The organism is Dorea acetigenes (assembly GCF_025567385.1).
Taxonomy (GTDB): domain Bacteria; phylum Bacillota; class Clostridia; order Lachnospirales; family Lachnospiraceae; genus Claveliimonas; species Claveliimonas acetigenes.
Genome location: NZ_JAOQJU010000051.1, coordinates 1 through 3,716, shown reverse-complemented (window position 1 = coordinate 3,716; position 3,716 = coordinate 1). Strand labels below are relative to the sequence as shown.

Below are 3,716 nucleotides of genomic sequence, written 5' to 3'. Positions count from 1 at the left end.
GCATCGTAGAACCAGTCGCTTTCTACTACGTCTACGTATGGAAGCTTCGGAGCAACCGCTGCTTCTTTCACCGTAACCTTAAAGGTCGCTGTCTTTCCTTCGTATGTTACCGTTACTGTCTGCTCTCCGGTCTTAGCCTTATCATAGCCGCTTACTTCGTAGCCTTCTGTGATTTCTTTTTCTGTATCATCAGAATACTTCGCAACTACCTTCATTCCTGCAAGGTCAAGCTCGTCTCCTACCGTGTACTCCGTCTTCGTCGGTGCTGTTACCGTAATGGATTCCAGAGTAACAGGTTTTTCCGCTTCTTTCACAGTTACCTTGAAGGTCGCTGTCTTTCCTTCGTATGTTACCGTTACTGTCTGCTCTCCGGTCTTAGCCTTATCATAGCCGCTTACTTCGTAGCCTTCTGTGATTTCTTTTTCTGTATCATCAGAATACTTCGCAACTACCTTCATTCCTGCAAGGTCAAGCTCGTCTCCTACCGTGTACTCCGTCTTCGTCGGTGCTGTTACCGTAATGGATTCCAGAGTAACAGGTTTTTCCGCTTCTTTCACAGTTACCTTGAAAGTCGCTGTCTTTCCTTCATATGTTACCGTTACTGTCTGCTCGCCGACCTTTGTCTTATCATAGCCGCTTACTTCGTAGCCTTCTGTGATTTCTTTTTCTGTATCATCAGAATACTTCGCAACTACCTTCATTCCTGCAAGGTCAAGCTCGTCTCCTACCGTGTACTCCGTCTTCGTCGGTGCTGTTACCGTAATGGATTCCAGAGTAACAGGTTTTTCCGCTTCTTTCACAGTTACCTTGAAAGTCGCTGTCTTTCCTTCGTACGTTACCGTTACTGTCTGTTCGCCGGCCTTAGTCTTGTCATAGCCGCTTACTTCGCAATTCTCTATTGCAACATCCTCTGTATTATCATCACTATAGTTAGCGGTCACTTTCATTCCTGCAAGTTCAAGGTCTTCTCCCACCGTGTATTCCGTCTTTGTCGGAGGTGTTACAGTAATGTCAACCAATACGATGTTCTCAACTAAACCTTCCGTTGCCTTTGCAAGATTGTCCACTGCATCATCTACCTGCTTCTGTGTTGCTTCATCACTCGCATAAGCTAATTTCGCTGCTGTAAGAGCCGCCTGATATGCCTCCCAACTAACAGGTGTATACTTATCTTCTTCCGAATCATTAATAGCTCCATCAATGGCTGCCTTCAATGCATCTTTTTCTACATATTTCAGCGCCTCTGCTGCAATCTCATCTGCCGTCATAACACGGCTTACAATCTTATAATTGTCAATTAGACCGGTCATATACTCTCCGCTCTTCCAGGTAGACTTACCAATGTAGAGAATACTGCTGTCTCCCAGTAATTCAGGAATTGATACGATACTTTCTTTCCTTCCCGCTTCCACGCCGTTTACATAGAGAATCGTCTCATCCTCTGCATAGACAACGGTGATATAGGACCACTTATTCTCACCTGCCGCATAGTCCGGTGAAACAGGTCTGTCCTGCGCATTACTATTGAAACGCTGTGCCGCTATCGTGCCATTATTGTCAAAGATTCCCAAATATTTCTCGCTCATGTACAGCTGCTCGTTTGCATTCGGGGCTGCAAAGAATCCCCAGTTGGTTGCGCTTTGTCCCGGATTGATCTGGAAGGATACGGTCATCTCTTCCACACCTGTCAACAGGCTTGTGCCGTCTTTTGCTGTTACATTCAGGAACTGGCTGGTTCCATCCAGTTTCAATGCTTTTCCTGTACCATGGTCAACCAGTGTATAAGTACCGGATGCCTTTGCGTTGCCGCCGTCAAATGCTTCACCTTCTGCCGGAGCTGCATCAAAGTTAAAGTCTGCCAGGACTTCCGGAACCTCCGGTTTCACTGTTTCATCATATGCTTTCAGCAGGTTATTATACTCCTCAGATGTAATCGGCATAACCGTTCCGTGGCTTGCATCCGGATTCGGCATGGAGTAAATACTTGTTCCATTAACAGATACGGATTTGCTAGTTCCAAGTACATTAAACCATCCGTCGCTTAAGTTGGTGGAAAGTCCCGGGAAGATGGTAACACCCGTCTTATCTGCCATCAGGCAGTAAACATCATCGCCTTCCAGCGTAAAGCCTTTCAGTCCCGCAACCTTCTTTGCGTTCTCCACGTCATCCGTATTGATCTTGAAGATACAGCCGCCCTCAATCTGTCCACCGCTTACAGCCAGGGAATTATTAGAAACAATCTCCCATTTTGTCGCTGTCAGAGACTTACTTCTCTCACAGTAAATTCTCTTGGAAGGTGTTCCATAGACGTTCGTATTTCCCGCTTCATTCTTCGTATATCTGTAGTAGTATCCGTCATTGCCCTTGATAACAGTGGTATCAATGACAGAACCTGACTCTTCAATCCATACCTTCGTCTCGCCAAATGTATGGAAATCTCTTGTTGTGGTATAGTATACTCTCTGCTTTGCATAACCATCTGTAGAAACCTTGGATGCCCAGAAGACTACATACTGCTCTGTCTCATCATCCCAGTATGCTTCCGGCGCCCAGGTACAGNNNTGTCCGGGATACCAGGTTCCGTCCTGTGTCAGTCCTGCTACCGTAAGGTCTGTCGCAATAAGATAGAACTTATCTCCCTCATGGGAACGGAATACGAATGGGTCGCGGATTCCGTGGGTTCCCACTCTGGACTCCAGCACATACTGGCTTTTGTTCAGAGACTGGAAATTCAGTCCGTCTTCACTGACACCAAAATAGACTCTCTCGTCCTTGGTGCTGGTGTACGGGAAGTATGCGAATAAATAATCTGTGGTTACCACTTCCTCCGCCGCTTTGCGCACGTGACATACGATTTCCTTTGTCTCTACTGCTTCGCCTTTGGTAATGGTCGCCGTCAGGGTTACATCTGTAGCCACTGCCGGGCGGTTTACCTTACCCGCAAGGACACTGCCTTCATCCTTGGTACTGATAATAGATTCGTCAGAAGAGCTCCATGTGATTACAGAGCCGTATTCTCCCGTTGTAGGAAGCGTCAGGTTCCCTGCCACATCGTCAGAATTGACAACCGTAAGCGCCTTCGCATCTGCCTTGGCAAGGTCTGCGTCTGTCGCGCTTCCCTTCACAACAAAGGTAAGCTGCTTGTCTGCGGATATATCATTTCTTGTAACCGTCGCTGTCATAACAACCGTTGTATCTACCACACCCGGCGTTACCTTACCGTCATTGGAAATGATATCTTCATTGCTGCTCACCCATTTGGTAATCTGCGCATCATTCTTCTTCTCGCCAATCGTTGTTGTCGTCGGAAGAACCAGATCTGACGTCACTTCCTCTGCAGAAGCATTGGTTCCCAGGCAGTCTTCTTCCGTCAGATTAATATCAGCAGATGTAAAATCACTCTCTGCCAGCCTCTCTAACATGTCAGCCATGTCATCGGACAATGTCTTTACCTCATCTGCATTCAGTTCAGACTCATAGATTCTGAAATCAGCAACCGTTCCCTGGAACTTCGGATCCTGCCCTGTGTAGAAGGACCAGCCCATATAGCCGTCTCTTGCATCGCCTGCTGTCATCAGATCCTGAAGTGTAAAGTTGCCTGCATTTCCTGTGCTTAAGTCTGCCTCTGCCTGCTTCACGCCATCTTTATAGAAGGTAAACTTGCCGCCATCCTTATAAGTAACGGTAATATTCTGCCATACGCCTGCATCCAGGGC

General features: G+C 47.0%; 1 protein-coding gene. It reads right to left on the bottom strand.

Annotated features, from left to right (window positions below; translation table 11 throughout):
- Positions 1 to 3,689 (bottom strand): bacterial Ig-like domain-containing protein (locus OCV99_RS17890; protein ID WP_465245509.1); only part of this gene is annotated, 3,689 nt, incomplete at its 3' end.
- Between the last annotated feature and the right edge of the window lie 27 nt (positions 3,690 to 3,716).